Consider the following 26,698-nt stretch of genomic DNA (forward strand, 5'->3'; position numbering starts at 1 on the left):
TGCGCCGTGCCCACCAATCTTTTTTAGGATCGCAGAGAGATGGTGGGCACACTTCGCTTTGCCCACCCTACGAAACCGAGGCTACCCCTTCGGCGCCTGCTTCTCCGACGCCGTCGCGGGCTTGCCCTTGGCGCCGGCGCCGGTCACGCGGACCTGGTCGCCGTCGGAGAGGCCGTCCGGTGGTGCCGTGATGACGCGGTCATCCGCTGCAATTCCCGAGGCGAGCTCGATCTCCTTGCCAAGATCGCGGGCGATGGTCACGGGCTTGAACAGGACCTTGTCGTCCGGACCGACGGTTGCGACGCGCAGGCCGCTGCCGTTGAAGATCAGCGCACTGGCGGGAATGCTGAGCGGCGCGGCGTCGCGCTGCAGGCTGAGCTTCACGCTAGCATAGCCGCCGGGCATCAGCTCGCCTGAGGAATTGTCGAGACCGAGCTGCATGCGCGTCGTGCCGGAGGCGACGTCAACCGCCTGCGAGGAGGCCTCCACCGCCGCCTGGAAGGTCCGGTTCGGATACTCCGGCAGCACGATGGCGGCCTTGGCGCCGATCTTGATCGCGGGCACGTAGTTCTGGGGCACGTTGATGTAGACGCGCAGCTTGGTGATGTCGGAGACCACGAACATTGCCGGGCCCGAGCCGCCGCCTGAATTGATCAGCGCACCGACGTCGGTGTCGCGCGCCGTGACCACACCGTCAAACGGAGCGGTGATCTTCTTGTAACCGGCCAGCGCTTCGAGGCGCTCGACGTTGGCCTGGCCCGAGCGAACCGCCGCGTTCTTGTTGGAGAGATCGGCGGTACGCTCGTCGATCTCCTGCGCGGAGACGAAGTTGGAGGCGACCAGCGTCTTGCGGCGGTTGAGGGTGGCTTCCGACAGCCTGGCGCTGGACTGCTGGCTGGCGAGGTCGGCGCGGGCCTGAAGCAGTTGCTGGTCGAGGTCGGGCGCCTCGATCTCGGCGATCACCTGACCGGCCTTCACCCGCGCACCGATGTCAGCGCTCCAGCTTTTGAGATAGCCGGGAACACGGGCAAAGATCGGCGCGCGATAATAGGCTTCGAGACGGCCCGGCAAGTCGATGGTCGCATTGAGAGCCTTGGCATTAGGCAGCGTCACCGCGACGCTGGGAACAGCCTGGTCATCGGTCCATGCCTTCAATTTGGAGCCCTGCTCCTCGCGGGCGCGGATGCCGGTGCCCACGACCAAGCCGGCCGCGATTAGCGCCACCACGCCGAAAATGCCCAGTTTCCGGTGCGACACCGGGGAGCGGGGTTCAGTGGGCGACATGCGGGGGCTCCAGGGAGGCGGCGCCTTTGGCGCCTTGCTTCTTGTGTACCATACTGAACACCACGGGAACGAACATCAGCGTGGCGAAGGTTGCAAAGATCAGGCCGCCGATCACGGCACGGCCGAGCGGCGCATTCTGCTCGCCGCCCTCGCCGAGCCCCAGCGCCATGGGCGCCATGCCGATGATCATGGCGAGCGCGGTCATCAGCACCGGGCGGAACCGGACGAAGCCGGCTTCGAGCGCCGCGGCGATGGGATCGCCGAGCTCTTCGTAGCGCTCGCGGGCGAACGAGATCACGAGCACGCTGTTGGCGGTGGCAACGCCCATGCACATGATCGCGCCGGTCAGCGCCGGCACCGACAGCGTCGTCTCGGTGGCGAACAGCATCCAGACGATGCCGGCGAGTGCTGCGGGCAACGCCGTGATGATCACGAAGGGATCGGACCAGGACTGGAAGTTCACGACGATCAGGAAATAGATCAGGACGACCGCGCCGAGCAGGCCGAACAACAAGCCGGTGAAGGCGCTGTTCATGGTCTGCACCTGGCCGAGCAGCACCACGGAAGAGCCTTTCGGCACCTCCTTGGCGGTGTCGGCGATCACCTGGCGGATGTCGGTCGCGACCGCACCGAGATCGCGGCCCGAGGTCGTGGCGAAGATCTGCACCATCGACTGGATGTCGTATTGCGAGACCACCGCGCTCGAAGTCGATCGCTTGATATCGGCGATGCCGCCGAGGATCGGCGACTGCGAATTGCCGGCCGCCGTGATCGGCAACGTCTGAAGCGCGCTGAGCGAATCCATCTGGTATTGCGGCGTCTGCATCACGATCGAATAGGATACGCCGTTGTCCGGATTGAGGTAGTAGGTCGGCGCCACCTGCGAGGAGCCGGCAAGGTTGACCACGAGACTGTTGGTGACGTCACGCTCGGTCAGCCCGACATACTGCGCGCGGGTGCGGTCGACATCGATATTGAAGGTCGGATTGTTCGGTGACTGCTGGATGCGCGCATCGGCGACGCCGGGAATCCTGCGAACCTTGGCCAGCAGATTGTTGGCATAAACGAAGTTGGCGCTGATATTGGCGCCGCGGATCTGCAGGTCGATCGGCGCCGGCGCGCCGAAGTTCAGGATCTGGCTGACGATGTCGGCCGGCAGGAAGGCAAAGCTGACGCCGGGGAACAGCCGCGGCAATTGCTCACGCAGCACGCGCACATGCTCTTCGGTCGGCTTGTGGCCTTCCTTCAGCTTGATCTGGATGTCGCCATCCTGCGGGCCGATCACGCCGGTGTTGTTGTAGGTCATGTTGATGCCGGAGATCGGCATGCCGATGTTGTCGGTCAGCGTTTCGATCTCACCCGGGATCAGCTTGCGGATCGCCTTCTGCACGTCGGCGAGCTGGTTCGCTGTCTCCTCGACGCGGGTGCCGACCTGGGTGCGGACGTGCATCAGGATGTTGCCGGCATCGACCGCGGGGAAGAAGTTGCGTCCGAGGAACGGGACCAGCGCGAAGGACGCGCCGACCACGCAGAGGAAGCCGATCACGAACACCGGACGGTGCGCGAGCGCGAGCCCGAGGAAATTGTGGTAGCCGCCGCGAATGCGCTCGAAGCGAGCCTCGAAACCGCGCTGGAACCAGACCAGTGGATTGCGCGACTTCGGCGGACCGTTCTCGTGATGGACATGCGCCTGCAATAAATAGTTCGCCATGGTCGGCACCAGCGTGCGCGACAGCAGGAACGACCAGATCATCGCGAACATTACCGCTTCCGCCATCGGCACGAACAGGAAGCGCGCCACGCCGGTGAGGAAGAACATTGGCACGAACACGATGCAGATGCAGAGCAGCGAGACGAAGGCCGGCGTCACGATCTGGTTGGCGCCGTCGAGGATCGACTGCTCGACCGGCTTGCCCTGCTCCAGATGGTAGTTGATGTTCTCGATCGTGACCGTGGCATCGTCGACGAGGATGCCGACCGCGAGCGCCAGGCCGCCGAGCGTCATGATGTTCAGCGTCTCCCCGATCGCCGACAGCATAATGATGGCGCCGAGCACCGAGAGCGGGATCGAGACCGCAATGATCACAGTCGAGCGCCAGCTGCCGAGGAACAGCAGGATCATGACGCTGGTGAGCAGCGCCGCGATCACGCCCTCGAACGCGACGCCTTCGATGGCGCCGCGGACGAACACCGACTGATCGCCGATGAAGCCGATCTTGAGCGCGTCCGGCAGCTGGTCCTTGACGTCGATCACCTTCTGCTTGATGCCCGCGATGATGTCGAGCGTCGAGGTCGCGCCCGCCTTCAGCACCATCATCAGCACCGAGCGGTTGCCGTCGACATGGACGATGTTGGTCTGCGGCGGGTTGCCGTCCCTGACGGTCGCGACGTCGCGCACATAGACCATCGCGCCGTTGACGGTCTTGATCGGCAGATTGCCGAGCTCCTCGATCTTCAGCGGCGAGTTGTTGAGCTGGATGATGTATTCGAACTGCCCGATCTTCTGGGTGCCGACCGGCGTGATCAGGTTCTGGGCCGCGAGCGCGTTGGCGACGTCCTGGCCGGACAGGCCGCGGGCCTGGAGCGCGGTCGGGTCGAGATCGATCTGGACCTGGCGCTGCTTGCCGCCGAATGGGTACGGGATCGCGGCGCCAGGCACGGTGACCAGCGGCGTACGGAGCTGGTTGATGCCGATATCGGCGAGGTTCTGCTCGGTCAGCCCGTCACCCGACAGCGCCACCTGGACGATCGGCACGGTGGAGGCGGAGTAGTTCAGGATCAGAGGCGGCGTCGCGCCCGGCGGCATCTGCTTGATCAGCGTCTGCGAGATCGCGGTGACCTGCGCGTTGGCGGTGCGGATGTCGACGTTCGGCTGGAAGAAGATCTTGATGATGCCAAAGCCATTATAGGAATTGGCGGTGATGTGCTCGATGTCGTTGACCGTTGTCGTCAGCGCGCGCTGGAACGGCGTGGTGATGCGGCCCGACATCTGATCGGGCGGCAGGCCGGTGTATTGCCAGACCACGCCGATCACAGGGATGCGGATGTCCGGGAAGATGTCGGTCGGCGTCCGCAGCGCCGCCAGCGGTCCGATGATCAGGAGCAGGAGCGCGAGCACGACAAATGTGTAGGGCCGGCTCAGGGCAATACGGACCAGAGCAATCATTCGTTGGGCAATTCCAGATCAGGGACAGGAAACACCGCCCCCGCGGGTTTCTCGGTTGATTTACCTGAAGACCGCCCAAATGGCCAACGGCACTGCGTCACGAGCGGTCAATTCCCTGCTATCGCACTGCGAAATAGCATTCCAGATATGCACCTCGCGCCCCGAAAGATGACAGATGCCGCGGTCCATCCATAAAAAAAAGCGGCGCCCGAGGACGCCGCTTTCAGCAACTCCGTGCCTGCCCGGCCTAAGCCGCGCGAACGTTGGTCAGGAACTTGCTGACCTCGGTCTTGAGCCGGCCGGAGTCGTTGGAGAGCATCTGTGCCGCCGACAGCACCTGCGAGGAGGCCGTGCCGGTCTCGGTTGCGCCGCGCTGCACGTCGGTGATGTTGGAGGAGACCTGCTGGGTGCCCTGCGCCGCCTGCTGGACGTTGCGGGCGATCTCCTGGGTCGCAGCGCCCTGCTCTTCCACGGCCGCCGCGATGGCCGACGAGATCTCCGACAGACGCTCGATGGTCGACGAGATCTCCTTGATGGCGCCGACCGAGTCGTTGGTCGCCGCCTGGATGCCGGAGATCTGCTGGCCGATCTCACCGGTCGCCTTCGCGGTCTGCTCGGCGAGCGCCTTCACCTCGGAGGCGACGACCGCAAAGCCGCGGCCGGCTTCGCCGGCACGTGCGGCTTCGATGGTCGCGTTCAGCGCCAGAAGGTTGGTCTGGCCGGCGATGGTGTTGATGAGCTCGACGACGTCGCCGATGCGTGAGGCTGCCTTCGAGAGTTCGCTGACGCGTTCGGTGGTGGCGCGGGCCTGGCCGACGGCATCGCCCGCCATCCGCGCAGATTCCTGCACCTGACGGCTGATCTCGCCGACGGACGAGGCCATCTCCTCGGTCGCCGAGGCCACCGACTGCACGTTGGTCGAGGCTTCCTCCGACGCTCCGGCAACGGTGGTCGCCAGCCGCTGCGAGCGGTCGGCGGTCGAGGTCAGCGTCGAGGCCGAGGCCTCCAACTGGGTCGAGGCCGACGACACGGTCTGGACGATCTCGCCAATCATCGTCTCGAATTCGCGAGTGATGTTGTCGACGCGGCGGCCGCGCTCGATCTTGGCTTCTGCATCGGCAGCGGCAGCCTCGTCCGCAGCCTTCTTGGCGATCAGCGCTTCCTTGAAGATCTGGAGCACGTCGGCCATGGCGCCGATCTCCGTCTTCTCACCGCGATGAGGGACTTCGGCGGAAAGCTCGCCCTTGTCCAGCGCCTGCATCGGCTCGATGATCGAATTGATGCCGTTCGAGACGTCCTGGACCAGGTAGAAGCCAACGCCGGAGCCGACAAGGACGGCGGCGCCGAGAATGATCGCGACCAGCATGAAGGCATAATAGTAGCTGTCGGCGGCATCCTGCGCGGCCTGGTCTCCGCCCTTGGTGTTGAGCTCGATGTCCTTGGTCAGGATCGCGTCGGCCTCAAGGCCGATCTTGTTGACCGTCTTGGTGTTCAGCTCCTGGGCCTCATGCGGAACCTTGCCGGCCTCCTTGCGCGAGAGCGCCATGACAACTTCGGTGCCCTTCTTGTAGTCCTCCCAGAGCGTGGCCCAATCGTTGTAGAGCTTCCGCTCCTCCGGAGAGGTGATCATCGGCTCGTAGGCCTTGCGGAATTTGGCATTGGCCTCGATCACGGTCGCGAGCGTCTTTTCCATCGCGAGCTTCTCGTCCAGCGTTTCCGACAGCATGTGCTCTCGAATGACGTTGCGGTAAGTGATCACGCCGGCACGCAGGTCGCCGAGCACGCGCACGCTGGGCATCCAGCTCGTGGTGATGTCGACGGTGTTGGCATTCATCGACCGCATCTTCATGACGGCGAGCAGGCCCATGCCGGCCATCGCGACCAGCAGGAACGCCACGACACTGATGATCTTGGCACGAATGGAAATGGTGGCGAGCATAATCGGTCTCTTTGCGTTGGCGCGGCGGCGTCCGGAACTTTTACGAATCAACCTAAGGGAGCAGAACCGACATCCAACACGAGAGCACCTGAGCAGATGTTAACGACGACTCCGTACGAGTACGAAGCCCGAAACAAATGAACAGGGCGCTAAAAATGCCCTGCGCTCAGCGCATGAGCCCAAGCGCGTCGGAGAAAAACTCCGGGCCGCCAAAGTTTCCGGACTTCAAGGCGAGCAGCATGTCGCCTTTTTCGACACCGACCGCGCGCAGCACCGGGACGCCGACTGCGATCTCTACTCCCACGAGAAATCCGGGAATCTTCAGCCGGTCGACCACGGCACCGGATGTTTCCCCGCCGGCAACGACCAGGCGCTTGACGCCGGCCTGCACCAGACCCTCGGCGATGTCGGCCATCGCCTGCTCGATGGCGTGGCCGGCCGCGTCGCGGCCGTGGCGCGCCTGGACCGCGGCGACCTGATCGGGCGTCGAGCTCGATGCGATCAGGACCGGACCGTCGGCCAGTCGCGGTTTCGCCCAGGCCAGCGCGCGCTGCGCCTCGTCCTCGCCCGTAGTAATACGGTCCGGATCGAGATGCAGCACCGGCATGACGCGCTCGGCATTGGCGATCTGCTGAAGCGTCGCCTGCGAGCAGCTTCCGGCCAGGCACGCCGCCGGTCCGCCGACCGCCGCCCCCGCCTCGCTGCTCGCCGCTGTCGATTTGACCTTCCCTGTCGACACCAGCGCTCGTGCCAGCCCAAGACCCATGCCGGACGCGCCAACCGACAGCCGATGCTGGGCAGCGACGAGGCCGATGGTCTCGAGGTCGCGATCGAACACGGCGTCGATGATCGCCGCGCCAATGCCCTTGCCCGCGAGTTCGGCCAGCCGCGCCCGCACGGCATCCGCGCCGCGCGTGACGATGGCGAGGTCGACCAGGCCGATTTGCGCCTTGCTCTGGCGCGCCAGCACGCGGACCAGGTTGGAATCGTGCATCGGGTTGAGCGGATGGTCCTTCAGCGGGCTCTCGTTCAGCGGCACGGCGCCGACGAACAGATTGCCCTGGTAGACGGTGCGGCCGGTCTCCGGAAAGGCCGGCGTCACCAGCACGGCCGTCTCGCCGCAATCGGCGCGCAGCGCGTCCATCACCGGGCCGATATTGCCGGCATCGGTGGAATCGAAGGTCGAGCAGATTTTGAACAGCACGTGGCCGGCGCCACGGCTGCGCAGCCATTTGTCCGCCGCGCGCGAGCGCGATACGGCAAGACCGGCTTCGATCGAACGGCTCTTCAAGGACACCACGACGGCGTCGACCTCGAGCAGCGCGAGATCGTCCGCGGGCACGCCGATAGTCTGCACCGTGCGCAGGCCGGCGCGCGTCAGCGTGTTGGCGAGGTCGGAGGCGCCGGTGTAGTCGTCGGCAATGCAGCCAAGGGATATTTTCGCTGCAACTGTCACGGCTTCACTCCCGCATAAGGCTTGAACCAGGCAAGGCCGTCGGTGGTCTTGCCGCGCGGATTATATTCGCAGCCGACGAAACCGGCATAACCGAGCCGGTCGAGTTCGTCGAACAGGAACGGATAGTTCAGCTCCTCGCCATCAGGCTCGTTGCGCGAGGGGATGCTGGCGATCTGGATGTGGCCGATGACCGGCATCATCTCACGCAGCCGCATCGTAACGTCGCCATGGATGATCTGGCAGTGATAGATGTCGAACTGGAGTTTCAGGTTCGGAAGCCGCAGCTCCTGGATCAGGTCGCGCGCGAAGCCGAAATCGTTGAGGAAATAGCCGGGCACGTTGCGTGCATTGATCGGCTCGAGCACGATGTCGATGCCGTGCGGCGCAAAGAACTCGGCGGCCCACGCCACCGATTTGTAGAACGCCTCGATAGCAACCCGCTCGCCGCGGTTGGCGATGCCCGCCATCAAATGCAGCCGCTTGACGCCGGTCGCCTTGGCGTAGGGCAGCGCGGTCTCCAGGCTCGCCTTGAGCTCGGGGAATCGCGACGGGAGTGCCGCAAAGCCCTTCTCGCCGGCATTCCAGTCGCCCGGCGGCAGGTTGAACAGCGCCTGAGTCAAGCCGTTGCGCTTGAGCCGCTCGCCGACCGCCTCGGCCGAATGCTCATAGGGAAAGAGAAACTCGACTGCGGTGAAGCCGGCTGCGGCAGCGGCGTCGAAGCGGTCGAGGAACGGCACCTCGGTGAACATCATCGAGAGATTGGCGGCAAAACGGGGCATCGGAATCCTCTTATCCTTTACTTGTCGCCGGGCAGTTTCACGCCGGTGACCCGCGCATACATCCGCGCCACCGACGCATCATCGTCGCGGCCCATGCCGGAGGCTGCCGTCATCAAGAACATCTGAAGTGCTGCGGCGGAGACCGGAACCGGAAATCTGGCATTGCGTGCCATGTCCTGGATGATGCCGAGGTCCTTGACGAAGATCTCGACCGCGCTGCGCGGGGTGTAATCGCCGTCGAGCACGTGCGGCATGCGGTTCTCGAACATCCAGGAGTTTCCGGCGGACGCCGTGATCACCTCATAAACCTTGCGGATGTCGAGACCCTGCTTGGCCGCGAATGCGATCGCCTCGCTGGCGGCGGCGATATGCACGCCGGCGAGCAACTGGTTGATCATCTTGAAGGCGGCGCCCTGGCCTGCGGCATCGCCAAGTTCGTAGAGCTTTGCGGCCATGGCATCGAGCGCGGGCCTTGCTTTCTCGAACGCAGCTGGGCTGCCGGAAGCGAGAATCGTCAGCTCGCCCTGCGCTGCGCGCTGCGCCCCGCCGGAGATCGGCGCATCCAGATAGTGCCGGCCGGTCGCCTCCAACTGCTTGGCGAGACGCCGCGCCACGTCGGGATCCATGGTCGCCGACGACAGAAAGACGCTGTCCTTGGCCATGGTTTCCGCGACGCCATCCTTGCCGAACAGGATGGTCTCGGTCTGCGCCGCATTGACGACGACGCTGACGACGATGTCGGCGCCCTTGGCAGCTTCGGCCGGCGTCTTGGCGCCCGCGCCGCCCTCCGTCACGAAACGCGCCACCGCATCAGCCGAGACGTCGCAGCCGGTGACGACATGACCGGCGCGCTTCAGCGAGGTCGCCATGCCAAACCCCATCGAGCCGAGCCCGATGACGGCGATGCGCTGATTCTGTGACGTGGAGGCAGACATGCAACTGATCCTTGCGACGTTTCCCGGAGGGCCACCCTTTGCGGCAGCTTGGCAACCGAATAACACGGCTTGGCCGCGCTGCCAAAGCGTGGGACAAACGGACATGACGGGCATGAGCAACGAGACATTGCTGCGCGAAGACATTTGCCGCTTCGGACGGTCCCTGTTCGAGCGTGGGCTGACGCCCGGCTCCTCCGGCAATATCAGCGTCAGGCTGGACGGCGGCTGGCTGGTGACGCCCACCAATGCCTCGCTCGGCTTCCTCGATCCCGCAAAACTGTCGCGGCTGGACGATCAGGGCCGACTGGTTTCGGGCGATGCGCCGACCAAGGAAGTTCCGCTGCACAATGCACTCTACGCCACGCGCGGGAGCGCAAGGGCGATCGTGCACCTGCATTCCACCCATTCGGTCGCGCTGTCGATGCTCCCGGAGATCGACCCGCGCGCCGCGCTGCCGCCGATGACGGCCTATTATCTGATGAAATGCGGCGCCACCGCGCTCGTCCCCTATTATCGCCCCGGCGATCCCGCGGTCGCCGATGCGATCAAAGGGCTGGCGGGAAAATACTCATCCGTGCTGCTCGCCAATCACGGCCCGGTCGTCGCTGGCGACACGCTGGAAGCAGCGGTGTTCGCGACCGAGGAGTTGGAGGAGACGGCGAGGCTGTACCTGCTGCTGCGCGGGATGAACCCGCGCTACCTGTCGCCGGCGCAGGTGAATGATCTGGTGAAGGTGTTTGGGGTATCGCTGCCGGAGCATGGGCATTGAGCCTCGTGCAGCCGTGGGCGAACTAACACCGCCCTACTCACCGCTGTCATTCCCCGCGAAGGCGGGGAATCCAGACGCCGCGGCTTCTCGGCTCAATCACAGCGGCTTCTGGAATACTGGATCGCCCGCCTTCGCGGGCGATGACGCCGAGTGTGTTGCGCGACGTGCCCAACGCTTCGCGGCTACAGCCCCAGATACGCCTTGCGCACGTCGGGATTGCCCTTGATCTCGCTTGCGGCGCCCTGCATCAGCACGCGGCCGGTTTGCAGGATGTAGGCGCGGTCGGCGATCTCCAGGCACTCCGCCATGCGTTGCTCCACGATCAGCACGGTCATGCCGGCGTCGCGGATGCGCTTGACGGCCTGGAAGATCTCGTCGACCAGCTTCGGCATGATGCCCTGCGAGGGCTCGTCCAGCATCAACAGCCGCGGGCGCGTCATCAGCGCACGGCCGATCGCGAGCATCTGCTGCTCGCCGCCGCTTAGCGTCTCGGCGCGCTGCTCGAGGCGTTCGGAGAGGCGCGGAAATAGCTGGAACACGAGATCGAGCGGGCTCTCGCGGTCGGCCTCGCCGCGGTAGAGATAGCTGCCGAGGCGCAGATTGTCGCGCACGGAGAGGCGCGGAAACAAGCGTCGGTTCTCCGGCACATAGGCGATGCCGGTCGCCGTGATGTGGTGCTGCGCCATGCCGTCGAGGCGCTTGCCGTCGAACGTCACCGTGCCCGAGCGCGGGCGCTCGGCGCCGGCGATGGATTTCAGCAGCGTCGACTTGCCCGCGCCGTTGGCGCCGGCGACGCAGACGATCTCGCCCTTGGCGACTTCGATGCTGACCGCGAAGATCGCGACCAGGCCCTGATAGGCGGTCGTGACTTCACGCACCGACAGCATGACGATCTCCCAGATATGCGCTGATCACCTTGGGATCGCGGACGATTTCAGTGGGCTTGCCCTCGACCAGCACCTTGCCGAGGTCGAGCACGATGGCACGATCGACCAGCGGCATCACGATCTCCATGACGTGCTCGACCATCAGCACGGTGATGCCGGCGTCACGCACCTTGCGCACCAGCGCGACACCGGTCTGCGCCTCGGTCGGCGTAAGACCAGTGAGGACTTCGTCGAGCAGCAGCAGCTTTGGTTCAGTCGCAAGCGCGCGCGCGACTTCGAGGCGGCGCTTTTCGGCCGGCACGAGGTCGCTCGCGAGCACGTTGGCGCGCGCAGCAAGGCCGGTGAATTCGAGCACCTCATGCGCCTTGCGGCGTGCCTCGCGCATCACGGTGTTGCGCACCAGCGCACCGACGATGACGTTGTCGATCACCGTCATGGTCTCGAAGCTCTTGACGACCTGGAAGGTGCGCCCGATGCCGCGCTGGCAGCGCTCGGCGGCCGGCATGCTGGTGACATCCTCGCCGTCGAACCAGATCGAGCCTTGCGTCGGCGGCAGCACGCCGGCGATGAGATTGAACAGCGTCGACTTGCCGGCACCATTCGGGCCGATCAGGCCGACGATCTCGCCGCGACCCACAGAGATCGAGACGTCGCTGTTGGCGACGAGGCCGCCGAAACGCTGCCAGACGCCGCGGGTTTCAAGCAGCGGGGTCATCGCGTGGCTCCCTTCCGCTTCGCACGAGAGAACAGGCTCACCAGACCCTGCGGCAGGGCGAGCGAAATCAGCACGATCAGCGTGCCGTAGACAATGAGGTCGACGCCGCGGCCGGAGCCGCCGATATAGGAGCGCGTCAGCTCCGTCATCGGGATCAGGATGGCCGCCCCTAACACGGGTCCCCACAGGGTGCCGATGCCGCCAAGCACGGCGGGCAACGCCATCAGCAGCGAGAACTGGAAGCCCATCACGCTTTCAGGATCGATATAGGCGAGAAACTGGGCATAGAAGGCGCCGCCGATGGCGACGAGGAAAGCGGAGACGGCGGCCGCGCCCATCTTGGAGTTGAACACGACGACACCGAGGCTCTCGGCCGCTTCCGCATTGTCCTTTACCGCGCGCCACCAGAAGCCCCATTTGGAGTCCTCCAGCCACCAGGTGACGAACCAGGCGAGGCTGCACAGCACCAGCGCGAAATAAAAGTAAGGCAGCTTGCTGCGCATGAACTGGAACTTCAGCCAGCTGTCGCCGCGCACCGGAATGGTGATTCCCATCGCAGCCCCCGCCCATTCCCAATTCTGGAACAACAGCAGCCCGATCTCGGCGATAACGATGGTCGCGATCACGAAGTAATGGCCGCGCAACCGAAAGAAGGGATAGCCGAGCCCCATCGCAATCGCGGCCGCGACCGCGCCGCCGGCGAGCATACCGAACCATGGCAGCACGCCGAACTTGGTGAACAGGAGTTCGGTGGTGTAGGCGCCGATGCCGAAATAGAGCGCATGTCCCAGCGAGATCTGCCCGCAATAGCCAGAGAGAATGTTCCAGCTCTGCGACAGCGCCGCATACATCAAGGTCAGGATCAGGATGTTCTGGACGTAGACGTCCTTGATGAACAGCGGAGCGAGCGCCGCCAGGGCGGTCAGCACCGCGGCGATGATGAGGTCGCGGCGGCGCCGCGCGGCAAAATCCTTGTCCATCACATCGATCCGAACAGGCCACGCGGCCGGATGAAGACGACCAGCAGGTAGACGGCGTAGATGCCGACCGATTTCAGCGACGGCGGCAGCACCAGCGCGGTGGTGGCCTCGACGAGGCCCACGATGATCCCGCCGGCGAACGCGCCGAACACGCTGCCGAAGCCGCCGAGCGCGACCGTGACGTAGGCGATCAGCGCAAAGGACGCGCCGACGTCGGGATAGATATAGAAGAAGCTTGCCATGATCGCTCCGGCGAGGCCGACCAGCGCGGCACCAAGCCCCCAGCCGAGCGCGAACACGCGGTTCTTGTCGATGCCGACGAGGGCCACCGCGCCGGGATCTTCACGGGTGGCCTCCAGCGCGCGACCGAAATCGGTGCGATGGATGAAGAAGTAGAGGCCAGCAAAGGCCAGGATCGAAACCAGCGCACCCATGAGCTGCGGCTCCGGCAGGAAGACGCCGGCGATCGAGATCGTCTTGCCGCCGAGCCAGGACTGCGGAACGCTGCGATAGTCAGGCGTGAAGAAGAACTGCGCGAGGCCGCGCATCACGATGGCGAGGCCAAAGGTGGAGAAGATCTGCACCATGCCCGCGTTGGCCTTGGCCCGCATGGCGAAGCGCACGATCAACAGATAGACGACCGCTCCGAATACGAACAGCGCGGCGGCCACGAGCGGCGCCGACAGCAAGGGGTCGATGGCGAAGAACGTGAACAGGAAGAAGCTCACATACATCGCGATCATCAGGAACTCCCCGTGAGCGAAGTTCACGACGTCCATCAGGCCGAAGATCAGCGCGAGGCCGACGGCGATCAGTCCGTAGAGCAGGCCCATGAGGAGGCCGCTCGCGAGACTTTGGATAATGGTTTGGGCTGTCAAAAGTCTGTCCCCCGAACTACGTCCTCATCCTGAGGAGCGCGCACCGCGCGCGTCTCGAAGGATGGCCCAGCCCTCGTCCTTCGAGACGCGGGTTGCGCCCGCTCCTCAGGATGAGGGCGGGAGCTACGATCTGTGCTCCCGCAGCGCTCACTTCATCGGCCAGATCGCCTCGGCAATCGCGGCCTGCGGCGGGAAGATGGTGACGAACTTGCCGCCGACATATTGCAGCAGCACCGGGTCGGCGTCGTTGTTCTGGCCCATCTCGTCGAACTTGACGCGCTTCCAGGGCATGATGGTCTGCTCGCCCGGGATGTCGGTGGCGGCCAGCGCGTCGCGGATCTTCTCGCCGTCAGTCGACTTGGCGCGGCTGATGGCGTCGGCGAGGATGATCAGGCCCATGAACTGACGCGAGGTGAGGTCGTTGAAATCCTTGCCCGACCGCGTCTTGAACATCTCGTTGATCTTGCCAACCATCGGACGCTTCTGCGCGAGGTCGAGCGAGAAGGTGCCGCGCGAGATCACGCCTTCCAGCTTGTCGCCGACAGCGTCGTAGAGCGCCTTCTCGGAGAAACCGGCGTCCTGCGCCACGATCGCGTTCGGCTTGTAACCAAGCTCGCCCATGGTCTTCACCAGCAAGATGCCATCAGTGGTGTAGCTCGAGGGCATCAGCACGTCGGCGTTGGCGCTCTTGAGCTGCTGCACCTCGGCCGAGAGCGAGGGCGAGTTGGCGCGATACTTGATGTCGGAGACGATCTTGTAGCCGCGCTCGCCGGCGATCTTGGCCTGGGCGTTGCCGGAATCGGTGCCGAAGATGGTGTCCTCGTGGAACAGCGATAGCGTCTCGATCTTGGTGCCCTTCTTCTTCAAGGCATCGAAGAAGTCGAACATGGCGGCCGAGTACATCTCGTCATGCGGCGCGGCGCGGAAGTAATATTTCAGGCCACGGCGATGCAGGCTGGGCGAGGAGTTGTCGGCCGAGACGAACGGGATCTGGTAGCGCTCGCAGATCTGGCTGACGGTGACGGCGACCGCGCTCTGATAGGTGCCGATGATGGCGGAGACCTTCTCCTGCGTGATCAGGCGCTCGGCCTCGGCGCGGCCCTTCTGCGGATCGGCCTGGTGGTCGGCGAAAACGAGGCGGACCTTTGCGCCGCCGAGACCCGGCAGGCCCTCGCCCTTCGCCAGTGGCAGGTCGAAATCGGTGTCCTTGTTGATGACCTCGAGCGCGGTTTCATAGGCCTTCTGCGCGTCGACGCCCTGCTGTGCGCTGCCGCCGGAGAACGGATAGATCACGCCGATCACGACTTCCGAAGTCTGTGCGCGCGCTGCCAGCGGCACTAGCGCGGCCGTAGCGGTGGCTCCCAACAATACGTCGCGGCGAGTGATCGTCATGGCAAAGTCCCCTGTTACTGAATTTCAGCCGATCGAATGAAGCGATTGATGGATGCGGTAAAGCTCGAAGAAGCAGCAAACGCTGCCCACTAAATCACGGCCATGGTCCTGTTCTTGAGATCCGTCACCAGCATCAGGCCGGGCGAATGCGTGATCGCAAACGGCAGCTTGGCAGCGTTGATGACCGATTGCGGTGTCACGCCGCAGGCCCAGAACACCGGGATCTCGTCGTCGGCGACCGGCACCGGATCGCCGTAATCGGGCTTGGCGATGTCCTTGATGCCGATCAGGTGCGGATGGCCGAGATGCACGGGCGCGCCGTGCACGGCCGGATAGCGCGAGGTGATCTGCACCGCACGGATCGCATCCGCCGGCTTGAACGGACGCATCGACACCACCATGGGACCGGCGAAGGGACCGGACTCGCCGCAAGCGATGTTGGTGCGATACATCGGCACGCGCACATTGTGCTCGATGTGGCGGATCGGCATGCCCTCGTCGAGCAGCGCCTCTTCGAACGAGAACGAGCAGCCGAGCACGAAGGTCACGAGATCGTCGCGCCAGTATTTGGTGACATCGGTCGGCTCGTCCACGACTTCGCCGTCGCGCCAGACGCGATAGCGCGGCACGTCGGTGCGAATGTCGAGATCGGCGCCCAGCGCCGGGATGTGCGGACTGCCCACATCGGACATGCCGATGATCGGGCACGGCTTGGGATTGAGCTGGCAGAAGCGATGGAACGCCCCGGCATATTCCGCCGGCAAGATTGCCAGATTGCCCTGGACGAAGCCGGGGGCAACGCCGGCGGTGGAGGCGACCAGCCCCTCGCGGTAGGCAAGCCGCGCCTTGCGGCTCGGGAGCGTGTCGGGCGTTTCAGTTTGCTGCACTGCCACCAAAACAGTCATGGGATCGACCTGCCTATAAACTCGACAAAGACAAGCCAACACCACGCGTGCTATAAAGTCTAATCTTCCTTTCTAATCAATATCGATAAATTTCATTTATCGGACGGGAATCCTTCCAATGCTGGACTTCAGATCGATCGAGACGTTCCTTTGGGTTGTGAAGCTCGGCAGCTTTCGCGGCGCCGCAGCACGCCTCAACACGACTCAGCCGGCGATCTCCCAGCGCATCGCCCAGCTCGAGCGCGAGATGGGGGTGAAGCTCCTAAATCGCGACCACCGCGTGGCCTCGCCGACACCGAGCGGCCGACAGATGATGGTCTATGCGGAGAAGCTGATCGGCCTGCGCGCCGCGATGATCGCCGAGATCGGCGACCGCTCGGCGATGCGCGGCGTGATGCGACTCGGCGTCGCCGAAACCATCGTGCACACTTGGCTGCCGCGGCTGGTGAAGAGCATGAACGAGGTCTACCCAAACCTGTCGCTGGAGATCGAGGTCGACATCACGCCGAACCTGACCGCGCGCCTGCTTGCGCAGGAGATCGAGCTTGCCTTCGTCGTCGGTCCGCTCTCGGCCTCCGGGGTGCACAATCGCGTCCTCGCCGACTATCCGATCGGTTTTCTCGCCAGCCCCTCGCTCGGCCTCGGCGATGGACCGGTGACGCGGGCTGAGCTCGCGCGGTTTCCGATCATTACCTTCCCGCGGAAGACGCGTCCCTACGAGGTCGTGCGCGAAGTGTTCGACCGGCCGGAGCTGCCTCCGATCCGGCTGCACGCCTCCGCCTCGCTTGCGACCGTCATCCACATGGCGGTCGAGGGCCTCGGCATCGCCGTGATCCCCGACGCCATCGTCGAGAACGAGCTCGCAGACGGGCGGTTGCAACTGCTCGACACCGATCTCAAAATCGCGCCGCTGACATTCACCGCGAGCTGGCTCGCCTCGCCCGATGTCGTGGCGGTGGAGCGGGTCGCAGAGCTTGCATGTCAGATTGCGCAGAGCAGCCTCGCAGTTGACGCGCCCGCGCCGGCGCGTCATTGAAACAGGCGCCGGACAATTGAGAGACTGACCGCATGAGCCGAGCCGCCACCAATTTGCAAATCGATTCCGCCCGCCTCTGGGGCTCCATCCACGAGACCGCGCAGTTCGGCGCGACGGCCAAGGGCGGCGTGCGGCGGCTGACGCTGAGCGCGGAGGACAAGCTGGTACGCGACTGGTTCCGCAAGGCCTGCGAGGACGCCGGCTTGGAGGTGCACACCGATGCGCTCGGCTCGCAGTTCGGGCTGCGCAAGGGACGCGACATGTCGAAGCCGCCCGTCGGCATCGGCTCGCATCTCGACACGCAACCGACCGGCGGCAAGTATGACGGCATTCTGGGAACGCTCGGTGCGCTCGAAGTGATCCGCACGCTGAACGACGCCGGGATCGAAACCGAGGCGCCGATCTGCGTCGTCAACTGGACCAACGAAGAGGGTTCGCGCTTCGCTCCCGCGATGATGGCCTCCGCTGCCTATGTCGGCGACTTCACCACCGATGACATCTTGTCGCGCAAGGACGCTGATGGCACCACCGTCGGCCAGGCGCTCGATGGCATCGGTTATCGCGGCGACAAGCCGGTCGGGTTCCAGAAGCTCGGTTCCTTCGTCGAATTGCACATCGAGCAGGGCCCGATCCTGGAGGCCGAAGGCAAGACCATCGGCGTGGTCGATTCCGGCCAGGGCGTGCTTTGGTACGACGGCAAGATTTCCGGCTTCGAGAGCCATGCCGGATCGACGCCGATGCCGCTGCGGCGCGACGCGTTGGCGACGCTGTCCGAGATCGTGCTGGCGATGGAGGCCATTGCGAGGAAGTACGGGCCGAAGGCCGTCGGTACCATCGGCGAGGCCGTGATCGCAAACCCCTCGCGCAACGTCATTCCCGGCGAGATCGCCTTCACGATGGATTGCCGCAGTGCGGATGGCGCGATCATGGATGCGCTCGATCGCGATCTGCGCAGCGCGATTGCCGAGATCGCCGCACGCCGCAAGGTCGAGGTGAAGATCGACCTGGTCTGGCGCAAGCCGCCGACGCATTTCGATCCCAAATTGATTGCCGCAGTCGAGAACGCGGCGAAGACGCTCGGCTACTCCTCTCGCCGCATCACCTCCGGCGCCGGCCACGACGCCTGCAATCTCAACACAATCATGCCGGCCGCAATGGTGTTCGTGCCCTGCAAGGACGGCATCAGCCACAACGAGCTGGAAGACGCCACGCAGCCCGATTGCGCCGCGGGCACCAACGTCCTCATGCACACGGTGCTGGCGATCGCCGGCGTCGCATCCTGACCGGAGAGAACCATGCGCGGAGTTTTCGTCGACGCCAATGAAGCTCTCGCCGTAATCATGGAGCGGCTGGAGCAGCCCGGCGATCCCAAGGTGCGGATCCACAGGGATCCCGACATCAAACCCGAACAATATCCTGAAATCCTCGACGGCGCCGAGATCGCGATCGTCGACCACACCGCGCTGCCTACCGACGTCGCAAAGAAGTGCACAGGGTTGAAGCATGTCGTGTTCCTCGGCACCGGCGCGCGCAGCTACATGAACCCGGAGGAGCTCGCTGAGCTCGGCATCTCCGTGCACCTGATCAAGGGCTATGGCGACACGGCGGTCGCGGAATGCGCGATCACGCTGATGTGGGCTTCGGCCCGCGTCATCGCGATGATGGACCGCGAGATGCGCGGCGGAAACTGGCTCCGCGAAGACGGCATGCAGCTCACTGGCAAGACGCTCGGCCTGATCGGCTTCGGCGGTATTGCCGCGGAGGTCGCGCGCATTGCCTTGGGCAGCGGCATGAAGGTGATCGCCTGGAACCGCTCGCCGAAGAGCTATCCGGGCGTGGAATTCGCCGATCTCGACACGGTGTTGGCGAGAGCAGACGTCGTATCGCTGCATCTGCTGCTCAACGACGAGACGCGCGGCATGATCACCCGCGAGATGATCGCGAAGATGAAGCCGGGCGTCATCCTCATCAACACCGCCCGCGCCGCCGTCGTCGACGAGGCCGCCATGATCGATGCCCTGAAGTCGGGCCACATCCGCCATGCCGGCCTCGACGTGTTCAATATCGAGCCATTGCCCGGCGATCATCCGCTGACAAAACTGCCGAACGTGACGTTGTCGGCGCATTCGGCGTTCCGGACCCCGGAGGCGAGCGAGAACCTGATTGGCGCGGCATGGGAGCACTGCCGCCGGATCGTGAAGGAATAAGAGCAACAACAATGGCCGATTACCGCACCATCAAGGCACAGCCGCTCATCGAAGCTATCAGCGCCATCGTCAAGGCCGGCGGGTCTACGGACCGCGAGGCCGAGCTCGTGTCCACCAATCTGGTCGAGGCCAACCTCAAGGGACACGATTCGCACGGCGTCGGCATGATCCCGCGCTATGTCCAGAGCGTCACCACGGGCGGCCTCGCCGTGAACCAGCACGTCAAGGTCGTGCTCGACACCGGTCCGCTTCTCACCCTCGACGGGCTCACCGGCTACGGCCAAGTGATCGGCCATGAAGCGATGGAGCTGGCAGCCGAGCGCGCCAAGCGCAACGGCGTGTGTCTCGTCGGCCTCTCAAACTCGCACCATATCGGCCGCATCGGCCACTGGGCCGAGCAGTGCATCGACCATGGGCTGGTCTCGATCCACTTCGTCAACGTGATCTCGCGTCCCATCGTGGCGCCCTGGGGCGGCAGCGATGCGCGCCACGGCACCAACCCGTTCTGCGTCGGCATCCCGCGCGCGGGCAAGGACCCCATCGTGCTCGACTTCGCCACCAGCAGGATCGCGCAGGGCAAGACCCGCGTCGCCCACAACAAGGGCGTCGAGCTGGAGCCCGGCACGATCATCGACAATGAGGGCAAGCCGACCACCAACCCGCGCTACACCGTGATCCCGCCATACGGCGCCATCCTGCCGTTCGGCGAGCACAAGGGTTCAGGGCTCGCGCTGGTTTGCGAAATCCTCGGCGGCGCGCTCTCCGGCGGGCAGGTGGTCAAGGGTCCGTCCGATGGCAAGCACAACGTCCTCAACGGCATGCTCTCGATCATCATCGACCCCGGCAAGCTCGGCACCGCGGAGAATCTCGCGCGCGAAGTCGAGAGCTTCGTCGCCTGGCACACCGGCTCACCTCCGGCCCCAGGCGTCGACAAGGTGAAGATCGCGGGTGAGCCCGAGCGCGCGACGAAGAAGAAGCGGCTCGCGGAAGGCATCCCTGTCGATCCGACCACCTGGCAGGAGATTCTGGAGGCCGGAAAGAAGTTCGGGCTGGATCAGGCGGCGATCGAGAAGATCGCGGGGTAGTGAGGCGGAGCACGGTGCTCTTCCCTTCTCCCCTTGTGGGAGAAGGTGGCGCGAAGCGCCGGATGAGGGGTTCTGTCCGCGAAGGGAAATGCACAATTGAGAGGTCTGTCTCCGCGGAGACAACCCCTCACCCGTCTTCGATGCTTCGCATCGAAGCCACCCTCCCCCACAAGGGGGGAGGGAAAGCAGCGCTCTAATCCACCATATCCGCGACCGCCTTGCCGCAAGCCGTAGTGTCGGCATTGCCGCCGAGATCCTTGGTGCGGAGCGTGCGCTCTGCCAGCGTGCGCTCGATCGCATCGACGATCGACTTGCCGGCTTCCTTCTCGCCGAGATGCTCGAGCATCATCGCGCCGGACCAGATTGCTCCGATCGGATTGGCGATGCCTTGCCCCGCGATGTCGGGCGCCGAGCCGTGCACCGGCTCGAACACCGACGGGAAATTGCCCTCGGGGTTGATGTTGCCTGACGGCGCGATGCCGATGGTGCCGGTGCAGGCCGGGCCGAGATCCGACAGGATGTCACCGAACAAATTGGAGCCGACGACGACGTCGAACCAATCCGGATGCAGCACGAAGTTCGCGGTCAGGATGTCGATGTGATACTTGTCCCACTTCACGCTTGGATACTTCTTCGCCATCGCCTCCACGCGCTCGTCCCAATAGGGCATGGTGATGGAGATGCCGTTCGACTTGGTGGCCGAGGTCAGGTGCTTCTTCGGCCGCGACTGCGCGAGCTCGAATGCGAACTTCAGGATGCGATCGACGCCGATGCGGGTCATCACCGTCTGCTGCGTCACGAATTCACGGTCGGTGTCCGGGAACATGCGGCCGCCGACGGAGGAATATTCGCCTTCGGTGTTCTCGCGCACCACCCAGAAATCAATGTCGCCGGGCTTGCGGTTGGCCAGCGGCGACGGCACGCCCGGCATCAGCCGCACCGGGCGCAAATTCACGTACTGATCGAACTCGCGGCGGAATTTGATCAGCGATCCCCAGAGCGAGACGTGATCCGGAATCTTGGCCGGCCAGCCGACCGCGCCGAAATAGATCGCATCGTGCTTGCCGATCTGATCCTTCCAATCGTCCGGCATCATCTGGCCGTGCTTCTCGTAATAGTCCCACGACGAGAAGTCGAAATGATCGAAATGAAGGGACACGCCGTGCTTCTTCGCCGCGGTCTCCAGAACGCGCAGGCCCTCGGGCATCACTTCCTTGCCGATTCCGTCGCCGGGAATGACCGCGATCCGGTATTGTTTCTTGCTCATCGAGAACGTCCTTGATTGGTCCGGCAGCCGCCGTCTTTTTGACCGCACTGCAATGGACCAAACGCGACGGCAGTGCAACGCTGCACTGCAATGTTGACCATGGCGCGGCCGACCGCCTACTGATTTTATTCCCGTTCCTCTCCTGCGAGTAACTCCCATGGATCTGCACCTGCGTGGCAAGCGCGTCCTGATCACGGGCGCGTCCAAGGGTATCGGCGCAGCCGCCGCCGAGGCCTTTGCCGAGGAAGGCTGCCATCTCCTCCTCGCCGCCCGCAATGGCGATCAGCTCAAGGCTTTGGCCGAGCGCTTGCGCTCGGCGCACCAGATCGATGCCGCCACGAGCATTGTGGATTTGCGCAGGAGCGAGGATTTGACGCGGCTCGCCAAGGAAGCCGCCGACATCGACGTGCTCGTCAACAATGCCGGCGACATTCCCGGCGGCTCCATTGACAAGATCGACGAGGCCACCTGGCGGCACGCCTGGGAATTGAAAGTGTTCGGCTACATCAACCTCACGCGCATGATCTATGCGCAGATGAAGGCGAAGGGCGGCGGCGTGATCGTCAACGACATCGGCGCCGCCGGCGAGAAATTCGACGCCAACTACATCTGCGGCAGCGCCGGCAATGCCGCGCTGATGGCCTTCACCCGCGCGCTCGGGGGCAAGAGCCTCGCCGACAACATCCGTCTGGTCGGCATCAATCCCGGCCCGGTTGGCACTGACCGTCACGTCACCCTGCTGAAGACGCGGGCAAACCACCAGTTCGGCGACGAGAGCCGCTACAAGGAATTCCAGAAGAGCCTGCCGCTCGGCAGGCCTGCGCATGCGCGCGAGATCGGCGATCTCATGGCGTTCCTGGCGTCGGATCGCGCAGGCTATACGTCGGGGGTCATCTATACGGTGGATGGCGGAATCAGCGCAGGATGGGGTTAACTTTATCCTCGTCATTGCGAGCGCAGCGACTTGTCCGCCGAAGCTTTAGCGAAGGCGGAAGCAATCCAGGAATGTATCTGCGGCAAAAGTCTGGATTGTTTCGTCGCTTCGCTCCTCGCAATAACGCCTAAAATAAGCACAGGAGTAGAATAGTTGTCTCAGGACCTGATCCGCGAATCCGCTTGCGCCGTCGTCGACAAGCTGCGCTCCGGCGACGTCTCGCCGCTGGAGCTCTTGGATGTGCTGGAGAAGCGCATCACCGAAGTCGATGGCAAGGTCAACGCGCTGCCGACGCTGTGCTTCGATCGCGCGCGGGATAGCGCAAAGGCGCTGATGCGGAAGCCGGCCGGTGCGCGCGGATTGCTCGCAGGCCTGCCGGTGCCGATCAAGGATCTGACCGATGTTGCAGGTGTGCTGAACACACAGGGCTCGCCGATCTTCAAGGACAACATCCCGGCGACGTCCGACATCCTGGTCGAAAATCTCGAGGCCAACGGCGCGGTCGTCTATGCCAAGTCGAACACGCCGGAATTCGGTGCGGGCGCCAACACCTTCAACGAGGTGTTCGGTGCAACCCTCAATCCCTGGGATACGTCCAAATCGGCAGCCGGCTCGTCAGGCGGCGCGGCCGTTGCGCTCGCCACCGGCATGGCCTGGCTCGCGCAAGGCTCCGACATGGGCGGCAGTCTGCGCAGTCCGGCAGCTTTCTGCGGCGTCGTGGGCATGCGGCCGAGCATCGGCCGCGTCGCGCACACGCCGAAAGCGGCCATCGATCGTAACCTCGGCGTCGTCGGTCCGATGGCACGCAACGTCGAGGATCTCGCGCTGCTGCTCGACGCCATGAGCGGCGACTATGCCGCCGACCCGCTGTCGCTGCCGACGCCCTTGACGTCGTTTCTCTCGGCGGCGCAGTCAGGCAGCAAACCGAAGCGCATCGCCTATTCGGCGGATCTCGGCATCACACCGGTCGATCCCGAAGTCAAAGCGATCACGCGGAAAGCGGCGGAACGCTTTGCCGAAGCCGGCGCCATCGTCGAGGAGGCGCATCCGGATTGGCGCGATGCGCATGAGTGCTTCCACGTGCTGCGCGCGTTCGACTTCGCGATCAGCAAGGCGCAGCTGCTGCGCACCAAGCGCGACCTGCTCAAGCCCGAGGTGATCTGGAACATCGAGGAAGGCCTCAAGCTCACGACCGAGCAGCTCGAACGCGCCGAGGCGCAGCGCGTCGGCATGACAGCGCGTGCGATCGAGTTCTTCAAGCGCTACGATCTGCTGCTGGTACCGACCACGATCGTGCCGCCCTTCCCGATCGAGCACCGTTATGTCGCCGAATGCGCCGGCAAGAAGTTCGACAATTACGTCGAGTGGCTCGGCATCGTCTATGCCATCACGCTCGCCTGCTGTCCCGCGCTGTCGTTGCCGTGCGGCTTCACCGCATCGGGACTTCCGGTCGGCCTGCAGGTCGTCGGGGCTCCGCGCGCGGATGCGCAGGTGATCGCCGGCGCGAAGACGCTGGAGGATATTTTGGGCGTGCGTGGCACGACGCCGATTGATCCGCGGGTGAAGAACTAGGTTCCCGCTCTCGTGCCCCGCACGCGGCGCAGCGCCTCTTCGGCGGTGCGCTGCAGAGCCGGGGCCCAAGTCTCCAGGACTTCCCGTGTATCTCTGGGTCCCGGCTCTGCGGTGCAGCGCTTTGCGCCGCACCTTGTCCGGAACACGCGCGGCCTTCACCTTCCGCTCGTCGCCTCCAGGCTCCGGCTATACCGCGACATCGCGAAGCAGAAGACAAAATAGATCACGGCGACGAAGATGTAGACTTCGACGGAGAATTGCTGCCACGCCGGATCGATGATCGCGGTCTTGGCCGTGGTGAGCAGGTCGAAGATACCGATGATCAGAACGAGGCTGGTGTCCTTGAAGAAGGCGATGAAGGTGTTGACCAGCGGCGGGATGACGTGACGGATCGCCTGCGGCAGGACGATCAGCCGGTTCTTGCGCCAGTAGGACAGGCCGAGCGCCTCGGCGGCCTCGTATTGCCCGCGGGGCACGGCCTGGAGGCCGCCGCGGATGACTTCGGCAAGATAGGCACCCGCGAACAGGATGATCGCGACCTGCGCGCGCAAGAGCTTGTCGATGTTGAATCCGTTCGGCATGAACAGCGGAAACATCACGCTCGCCATGAACAGCAGACTGACCAGCGGCACGCCGCGGATCAGCTCGACATAGAGCACGCTGAGCGAGCGGATCGCCGGCAGTTTTGAGCGCCGGCCTAGTGCGACGAGGATGCCGAGCGGGAAGCCGAAGGCCAGACCAAAGGTCGCCAGGATCAGCGTCACCGGTAAACCACCCCAACGGTCCTGCGAGACGAACGACAGACCGAGTATGCCACCCCACATCAGCATACTGATCAGCGCGAGCGCTCCGATCCAGAGATAGGCCAGTTCGCGCCGCCATAAGGCGCGGCGGCTGGAGAGATAGAACAGGGCGATGAACAGCAGCACCGCCAGTGCCGGCCGCCACTGCTCGTCGAACGGATAGGTGCCAAACAGGATGAAGCGGTATTTTTCGGGGATGATTGCCCAGCATGCACCGAGGCCGCGTACCGCGCGGCAGGCGCTGGAATCGTTCGCCGGGGTGACCCAGACCGCATTGGCGATACCCCATTGCACGAAGCTGAAGAGGCCCTTTGCAAGCACCGCCAGCAACACGACCGAGAGGATGCCGTTCGGGATCGACGAGAACAGATTGGTGCGCAGCCAGCGCAGCACCGGGTTACCAATCTGCGGGCGGCGGACGGCGCGCGGTGCTTCCGGAATGTCGGCGATCGCCGTCATGGTCAGCGCTCCACCAGCGCGATGCGCGAATTGTACCAGTTCATGAAAAAGCTGATGCCGAGGCTGATGGTGAGAAACACCGCCATGATCAAGGCAATGGCCTCGATCGCCTGCCCGGTCTGGTTCAATGTCGTATTGGCGATCGAGACCACGTCCTGATAGCCGATCGCCACCGCGAGCGAAGAGTTCTTGGTCAGGTTGAGGTACTGGCTCGTCATTGGCGGCACGATGACGCGTAGCGCCTGTGGCAGGATGATCTGCCGCAGCATGAAGCTGCGGCGCAGTCCCAGCGCGTTGGCGGCATCCCACTGGCCGCGCGGCACCGACTGGATGCCGCTGCGCACAATCTCGGCGATGAAGGCCGAGGTGTAGGTGACGAGCGCGATCACCAGCGCGAAATATTCCGGCGCGAGCGTCAGTCCGCCGACGAAGTTGAAGCCGCGCAACTCAGGCCATTCGATCGTCCAGGCCACGCCCAGCAGCACGGACACCGCCGCAGGCAGCACAACGAGCAAGCCGAGTGCAAAAGGCCAGGCCGGCCGCGGCTTGCCGTCGCGCATTTGCTGCGCGATGAGCCGCCGCCGGATCACATAGAACACGACAAGTCCGAGCACTGCGGTGCCGAGCACCCAAAGCTGCGGCGTCCCGATGGGAATCGCCGGCAGGATCAACCCGCGATTGGACAGGAACACGCCCTCAATCGGCCGCCATGCCGCGCGCGCGGCCGGGAGCGCCTGCATCAGCACGTACCAGAACAGGAGCTGGAGCAGCAGCGGGATGTCGCGGAGCGTCTCGACATACACCGCGGCGAGCCGCGACAGCAGCCAATTGGCCGACAGCCGCGAGATGCCGATCACCGTGCCCAGGATCGTTGCAAGCACGATTCCGATCACGGCGACGCGCAGGGTATTGGCGATGCCAACGACAAAGGCCCAGAGATATGAGTCCCTCGGATTGTAGGCGAGCAGGCTGTCGGCGATGGGCATGCCGGCCTCACGGCCAAGGAAGGCAAAACCGGTCGTGATGCGGCGCACGGAGAGATTGGTGACGGTGTTGGACCAGAGGAACACGATGACCGCGACTACGATCCCCACCACCAGAACCTGCCAGAACAGGCCTTTCAGCTCGCGCTGCCCGAAGGCGCCGAAGAAGCGACGGCGCGGCGGCGGTCTCGGACCGTCTGACGTCACAGCACAAAAATCCTTCTCAAGACGGCGATTTCCGGCAGCGCACGTCAACTGTTGCACCAA

22 protein-coding genes are annotated in these 26,698 nt (G+C 64.4%); 7 read left to right on the forward strand and 15 right to left on the reverse strand.

Annotation, left to right across the window (positions count from 1 at the left end):
- Positions 1–81: 81 nt before the first annotated feature.
- The 6 genes from BcanWU425_RS27665 to ltnD form a co-directional block, all read right to left on the reverse strand.
- Complete coding sequence (locus BcanWU425_RS27665; RefSeq protein ID WP_204510634.1) at positions 82–1,284, reverse strand: efflux RND transporter periplasmic adaptor subunit; 1,203 nt, start codon at positions 1,282–1,284, stop codon at positions 82–84.
- Entirely contained in the window at positions 1,271–4,450 is a 3,180-nt protein-coding gene (locus BcanWU425_RS27670; protein WP_204510633.1) for an efflux RND transporter permease subunit, read from the reverse strand. The genes BcanWU425_RS27665 and BcanWU425_RS27670 overlap by 14 nt, the downstream gene beginning before the upstream one ends.
- A gap of 247 nt (positions 4,451–4,697) precedes the next feature.
- A complete protein-coding gene (locus tag BcanWU425_RS27675) occupies positions 4,698–6,389 on the reverse strand; it encodes a methyl-accepting chemotaxis protein (protein ID WP_204510632.1) in 1,692 nt (563 codons plus the stop codon).
- Positions 6,390–6,555: 166 nt separating this feature from the next.
- Positions 6,556–7,845 carry a 3-oxo-tetronate kinase gene (gene otnK / locus BcanWU425_RS27680; protein ID WP_204510631.1) on the reverse strand — a complete coding sequence of 430 codons (1,290 nt, stop codon included), beginning with the start codon at positions 7,843–7,845 and terminating at the stop codon, positions 6,556–6,558.
- On the reverse strand, positions 7,842–8,624 hold the full coding sequence (otnI, locus tag BcanWU425_RS27685) for a 2-oxo-tetronate isomerase (protein WP_018456984.1): 783 nt from the start codon (positions 8,622–8,624) through the stop codon (positions 7,842–7,844). The genes otnK and otnI overlap by 4 nt, the downstream gene beginning before the upstream one ends.
- A gap of 17 nt (positions 8,625–8,641) precedes the next feature.
- On the reverse strand, positions 8,642–9,559 hold the full coding sequence (gene ltnD / locus BcanWU425_RS27690) for an L-threonate dehydrogenase (RefSeq protein WP_085362313.1): 918 nt from the start codon (positions 9,557–9,559) through the stop codon (positions 8,642–8,644).
- A gap of 103 nt (positions 9,560–9,662) precedes the next feature.
- Between ltnD and otnC the strand changes: the two genes are divergently transcribed.
- The gene (otnC, locus tag BcanWU425_RS27695; protein WP_204510630.1) at positions 9,663–10,328 is read left to right on the forward strand and encodes a 3-oxo-tetronate 4-phosphate decarboxylase; all 666 of its coding nucleotides are present in this window, start codon (positions 9,663–9,665) and stop codon (positions 10,326–10,328) included.
- A gap of 182 nt (positions 10,329–10,510) precedes the next feature.
- On the opposite strand, the gene BcanWU425_RS27700 is transcribed toward otnC, so the two are convergent.
- The 6 genes from BcanWU425_RS27700 to BcanWU425_RS27725 all read right to left on the reverse strand — a co-directional run bounded on the left by BcanWU425_RS27700 (position 10,511) and on the right by BcanWU425_RS27725 (position 16,085).
- Positions 10,511–11,215, reverse strand: a complete 705-nt coding sequence (locus BcanWU425_RS27700; RefSeq protein WP_018456987.1) for an ABC transporter ATP-binding protein — start codon at positions 11,213–11,215, stop codon at positions 10,511–10,513.
- Positions 11,199–11,930, reverse strand: a complete 732-nt coding sequence (locus tag BcanWU425_RS27705; RefSeq protein ID WP_018456988.1) for an ABC transporter ATP-binding protein — start codon at positions 11,928–11,930, stop codon at positions 11,199–11,201. The genes BcanWU425_RS27700 and BcanWU425_RS27705 overlap by 17 nt, the downstream gene beginning before the upstream one ends.
- Positions 11,927–12,910, reverse strand: coding sequence for a branched-chain amino acid ABC transporter permease (locus tag BcanWU425_RS27710; protein ID WP_018456989.1), 984 nt, complete (start codon positions 12,908–12,910; stop codon positions 11,927–11,929). Before BcanWU425_RS27710 ends, BcanWU425_RS27705 begins: the two co-directional genes overlap by 4 nt.
- Positions 12,910–13,743 carry a branched-chain amino acid ABC transporter permease gene (locus BcanWU425_RS27715; protein WP_018456990.1) on the reverse strand — a complete coding sequence of 278 codons (834 nt, stop codon included), beginning with the start codon at positions 13,741–13,743 and terminating at the stop codon, positions 12,910–12,912. Before BcanWU425_RS27715 ends, BcanWU425_RS27710 begins: the two co-directional genes overlap by 1 nt.
- 192 nt (positions 13,744–13,935) lie before the next feature.
- Positions 13,936–15,180, reverse strand: a complete 1,245-nt coding sequence (locus BcanWU425_RS27720) for an ABC transporter substrate-binding protein (RefSeq protein ID WP_018456991.1) — start codon at positions 15,178–15,180, stop codon at positions 13,936–13,938.
- Positions 15,181–15,269: 89 nt separating this feature from the next.
- Positions 15,270–16,085: a putative hydro-lyase gene (locus BcanWU425_RS27725; protein ID WP_085352173.1), complete on the reverse strand. Its 816-nt coding sequence runs from the start codon at positions 16,083–16,085 to the stop codon at positions 15,270–15,272.
- Between the two features lie 118 nt (positions 16,086–16,203).
- Between BcanWU425_RS27725 and BcanWU425_RS27730 the strand changes: the two genes are divergently transcribed.
- The 4 genes from BcanWU425_RS27730 to BcanWU425_RS27745 are packed head-to-tail and all read left to right on the forward strand — an operon-like array spanning position 16,204 to position 20,413.
- Entirely contained in the window at positions 16,204–17,121 is a 918-nt protein-coding gene (locus BcanWU425_RS27730) for a LysR family transcriptional regulator (RefSeq protein WP_018456993.1), read from the forward strand.
- 32 nt (positions 17,122–17,153) lie between these two features.
- Complete coding sequence (locus BcanWU425_RS27735) at positions 17,154–18,404, forward strand: Zn-dependent hydrolase (protein WP_018456994.1); 1,251 nt, start codon at positions 17,154–17,156, stop codon at positions 18,402–18,404.
- A 12-nt stretch (positions 18,405–18,416) separates the two neighbouring features.
- Positions 18,417–19,328, forward strand: coding sequence for an NAD(P)-dependent oxidoreductase (locus tag BcanWU425_RS27740; RefSeq protein WP_204510629.1), 912 nt, complete (start codon positions 18,417–18,419; stop codon positions 19,326–19,328).
- An 11-nt stretch (positions 19,329–19,339) separates the two neighbouring features.
- Positions 19,340–20,413, forward strand: coding sequence for a malate/lactate/ureidoglycolate dehydrogenase (locus BcanWU425_RS27745; RefSeq protein WP_018456996.1), 1,074 nt, complete (start codon positions 19,340–19,342; stop codon positions 20,411–20,413).
- A 193-nt stretch (positions 20,414–20,606) separates the two neighbouring features.
- On the opposite strand, the gene BcanWU425_RS27750 is transcribed toward BcanWU425_RS27745, so the two are convergent.
- Positions 20,607–21,680 carry a tartrate dehydrogenase gene (locus tag BcanWU425_RS27750; RefSeq protein WP_204510628.1) on the reverse strand — a complete coding sequence of 358 codons (1,074 nt, stop codon included), beginning with the start codon at positions 21,678–21,680 and terminating at the stop codon, positions 20,607–20,609.
- Between the two features lie 157 nt (positions 21,681–21,837).
- Between BcanWU425_RS27750 and BcanWU425_RS27755 the strand changes: the two genes are divergently transcribed.
- Both BcanWU425_RS27755 and BcanWU425_RS27760 read left to right on the forward strand, forming a co-directional pair.
- Positions 21,838–22,614 carry an SDR family oxidoreductase gene (locus tag BcanWU425_RS27755; protein ID WP_204510627.1) on the forward strand — a complete coding sequence of 259 codons (777 nt, stop codon included), beginning with the start codon at positions 21,838–21,840 and terminating at the stop codon, positions 22,612–22,614.
- Between the two features lie 153 nt (positions 22,615–22,767).
- Entirely contained in the window at positions 22,768–24,186 is a 1,419-nt protein-coding gene (locus tag BcanWU425_RS27760; RefSeq protein WP_018456999.1) for an amidase, read from the forward strand.
- 155 nt (positions 24,187–24,341) lie between these two features.
- On the opposite strand, the gene BcanWU425_RS27765 is transcribed toward BcanWU425_RS27760, so the two are convergent.
- A complete protein-coding gene (locus BcanWU425_RS27765; RefSeq protein WP_204510626.1) occupies positions 24,342–25,448 on the reverse strand; it encodes an amino acid ABC transporter permease in 1,107 nt (368 codons plus the stop codon).
- 2 nt (positions 25,449–25,450) lie between these two features.
- A complete protein-coding gene (locus tag BcanWU425_RS27770) occupies positions 25,451–26,638 on the reverse strand; it encodes an amino acid ABC transporter permease (RefSeq protein ID WP_204510625.1) in 1,188 nt (395 codons plus the stop codon).
- Between the last annotated feature and the right edge of the window lie 60 nt (positions 26,639–26,698).

The organism is Bradyrhizobium sp. WU425, assembly GCF_021052305.1.
Classification (GTDB): Bacteria; Pseudomonadota; Alphaproteobacteria; order Rhizobiales; family Xanthobacteraceae; genus Bradyrhizobium; species Bradyrhizobium canariense_D.